This is a genomic window from Intrasporangium sp., assembly GCF_039812505.1.
Classification (GTDB): domain Bacteria; phylum Actinomycetota; class Actinomycetes; order Actinomycetales; family Dermatophilaceae; genus Intrasporangium_A.
The window spans coordinates 1-3,174 of sequence record NZ_JBDIAQ010000246.1; the positions used below are offsets into that span (position 1 = coordinate 1).

Here is a 3,174-nt window from a genome sequence, read left to right on the forward strand (position 1 = left end):
CGGGCGGTCCGGAGCCTGCGGGCCGCGGGCAGCCTCGCCGACGAGCTCGGTGCGACGGTCGTGCTGGGCGACCTGTGGCTCGCCCGGGGCAGGCCGGACGAGGCACAGCGCCGCTACGAGCACGCCCTCCGGGTCGCGGGGGAAGATCCCGGCGCGACACGTGCCGCGACCGCTGACCTGCACGTCGGTCTGGCCGACGTGCTCCGGGAGCGGGGCGAGCGCGCCGCCGCCGACCGGCACCTGCATACCGCCGAGGAGCTTGGCGAGCAGGCCTCGCTGCTGGAGAACCGGCATCGGTGGTATACCGCGATGGCCGGGCTCCTGCGAGCTCGAGGCGATCTGGACGGTGCGTTGCTGATGCTCGACGCCGCGCGGCCCCTCTACCTGCCCGGGTTCCTGCCCGACGTGCGGTCGATCCCGGCGCTGCGAGCCCGACTTCGCATCAGCCAGGGCAGGCTGGCGGACGCACGGGACTGGGCCGGTGCGGTGCGCGCCGACCCGGAGCCGCCCGACGAGTCCGACTCCGGCCCTGGAGGCCCGGCCCCCTACTCCCGGGAGTTCGACCGGCTCACCCTCGCCCGGCTCGTCATCGCCGAACAGCTGGCTCACCCCTTCGCTCAGCGACCGTGAGCTCGTGGTGCTGCGGCTGCTCGCGACCGGCCTGACCGGCCCGGAGATCGCCCGGCAGCTCTTCGTCTCGGTCAACACCCTGCGCACGCACACCAAGCACATCTTCACCAAGCTCGGCGTCAACACCCGGCGGGCCGCCGTGCTGCGGGGCGCCGAGCTGGGCCTCCTCCAGCCACCGCGGGGGCCGGGCGGATGACGTCCGGGCGCGGCGCTCGGTACACCTCTGGAGATCACCACGCCGCTCACATCAGGTGGTGATGTGTGCTCCCCACGACGCTTCCTACGGTCAGGAATCGCCGGACGCCCTTGACGCAGTGCTCCGGCCCCACCTCCAGACCGAAGGAGCACCACGATGCACATCACCTCGCCCGGGCTGGCCAAGGCCGCCGGCGCCGCCGCCGCGCTGGCCGGGTCCATCTTCGTCGCCGTCCAGGTCAACCACCCGGCACCGGACACGTTCGCCACCGAGACCGCTCAGTGGATGGCCCGCAGCGGCGCGAAGGCGGCGATGGCGGCACTCGCGCTCGCGGGCATCACCGGCATCTACCTGCGCCAGCACGGCAAGGCCGGGCTGCTCGGACTCGTCGGGTACCTCGTGTTCGCCGCCGGCTACCTGGCGATGTTCAGCGTCGAGGTCGTCGCCATCACCGTCCTCCCGTCCCTCGTCGCCGGCGAGCCGGCGTTCGTGGACGACGTCATCGCCGCCGCGACCGGCGCCACCCCGCAGGGTGACATCGGCGGGCTGCAGCTGCTGTTCGACCTCGCCGGTGCCGGTTACCTGATCGGCGGCCTGCTGTTCGGCATCGCCGTGCTGCGCGCCGGGGTGCTGACCCGCTGGGCGGGCGCGCTGCTCGCTGCCGGCACGGTCGCGACGGCTGCGCTCGCGGTGCTCCCCGAGTCGTTCAACCGGCCCCTCGCCGTGCCGGCCGGTATGGCGCTGGTCTGGCTCGGCGTGTCCCTATGGCGCAACCCGGTCGACCGGTCCGCCGTCCGCAAGGGCAGCGGCTGGGCCGGCCGGGACCGCGAGGATGCAGTCCGATGAGCCGGCCGACCACCTCGACCGTCCGCCGGACCGCCCCGTCACGGGGCTGGCCGGTCCCGCTCGCCCTCATCGCGTTGTCCGCAATCCCCTTGGCGGCCGGTGCATTCCGGCTTATCCAGCTCGGCGGCGGCCCCGCGGTGCTGCCCGCCGACGAGAGGTTCGAGGGCTTCCCCGCGGCGCTCGTGGCGCACATCGTGGGTGCCGCGGTCTACGCGCTGGTCGGGGTGTTCCAGTTCGTTCCCCGCTTCCGTCGGCAACACCCGGTCTGGCACCGGCGCGCGGGGCGCCCTGTTCGGCGCCGGCCTACTGGTCGCCGGGTCGGCGTTGTGGCTCACCCTCTCCTACGCCCCTCAGCCACGGACCGGCGACCTGCTGTACCTCCTGCGTCTGCTGTTCGGATCGGCGATGGTCGCCTGCCTGGGCCTCGGCTTCTCCGCGATCCGCCGCCGCGACGTCACCGCCCACCGGGCCTGGATGACGCGCGCCTACGCGATCGGCCTCGCCGCCGGCACACAGGTGTTCACCGAGGGCATCGGCACCGCGCTGTTCGGCAGTGGGCCGACCCGGGGCGACATCGCCAAGGCGACCGGCTGGGTCGTCAATCTCGCGGTCGCCGAGTGGGTGATCCGCCGGTCGGCTGGACGACAGCCCTGCGGACCGCTACCGACCGGTCGACCAGCGGTCGGCAGTGCTGCCGCCCGGCGACACCGAGCGGGGAGCCCGTCGTGAGGAGCACCCCGGCCCCGGCCGTCCCGGCGGCGACGGCTTCGGCGGCATACCGGATTCGCGTCGACGGCCACCTCGACGGGCGCTGATCCGACTGGTTCGCCCAGCTGAGCGTCAGGGAGGCGGCGGACGGCACCACCACCCTGTCGGGACCGGTCGTGGACCAGGCCGAGCTGTACGGGGTGCTGGCCGGGCTGCGCGACATCGGCGCCGTCCTCCTCGAGGTCCGCGCGATGCCGGCGGCCGCCCCTGCGTCGGCGGCGACGCTGCCGGTGCTCGCACACCCGCTGCGCACCCGGCGTCTCACCCTCCGGCCCCCGACCTCCCGCGATGACGACGCGACCTGGGCCTTCCGCCGGCTCCGCGAGGTGAACGAGTGGCAGGCCGGGTGCTCGGCCGACATCGCGGCATACCGTGCCCTGTTCGCCGACCCGGTGCGTCTCGCGAGCACCGTCGTCGTCCAGCTCGGCCAGCAGCAGGCGGGAACCGTCATCGGGGACTTCATGCTGCGTCGCGAGGACGGCTGGGCCCAGCACGAGGTGGCCGCGCAGGCCCGCGGCGCCCAGGCGGAGCTCGGGTGGGTGCTGGACCCGGCATACACCGGGCACGACTTCGCCACCGAGGCACTCCGCGCGCTGCTGCGCTACAGCTTCGAGACCCTCGGTGTGCACCGGGTGGTCGCGAGCTGCTTCCTCGAGAACGAGGCCTCGTGGCGGCTCATGGAGCGGGCCGGGATGCGCCGCGAGAGCCATGCCGTGCGCGAGTCCCTCCATCGG

At 74.0% G+C, this 3,174-nt stretch carries 5 protein-coding genes and 1 pseudogene; all 6 read left to right on the plus strand.

Going from position 1 to position 3,174, the window contains the following annotated elements; genetic code table 11:
• Positions 1 to 630 (plus strand): tetratricopeptide repeat protein (locus WMI84_RS17730; protein WP_347355098.1); only part of this gene is annotated, 630 nt, incomplete at its 5' end.
• A 4-nt stretch (positions 631 to 634) separates the two neighbouring features.
• Positions 635 to 826 carry a LuxR C-terminal-related transcriptional regulator gene (locus WMI84_RS17735; RefSeq protein WP_347355099.1) on the plus strand — a complete coding sequence of 64 codons (192 nt, stop codon included), beginning with the start codon at positions 635 to 637 and terminating at the stop codon, positions 824 to 826.
• A gap of 156 nt (positions 827 to 982) precedes the next feature.
• On the plus strand, positions 983 to 1,672 hold the full coding sequence (locus WMI84_RS17740) for a hypothetical protein (protein WP_347355100.1): 690 nt from the start codon (positions 983 to 985) through the stop codon (positions 1,670 to 1,672).
• A pseudogene (locus WMI84_RS17745) lies at positions 1,669 to 1,910 on the plus strand (hypothetical protein); the annotation flags it as partial. The gene WMI84_RS17740 and the pseudogene WMI84_RS17745, both read left to right, overlap by 4 nt.
• 86 nt (positions 1,911 to 1,996) lie before the next feature.
• Positions 1,997 to 2,401, plus strand: coding sequence for a DUF2306 domain-containing protein (locus WMI84_RS17750; protein ID WP_347355101.1), 405 nt, complete (start codon positions 1,997 to 1,999; stop codon positions 2,399 to 2,401).
• A gap of 155 nt (positions 2,402 to 2,556) precedes the next feature.
• The coding region (locus tag WMI84_RS17755) for a GNAT family N-acetyltransferase (RefSeq protein WP_347355102.1) at positions 2,557 to 3,174 on the plus strand (618 nt) is incomplete at its 3' end.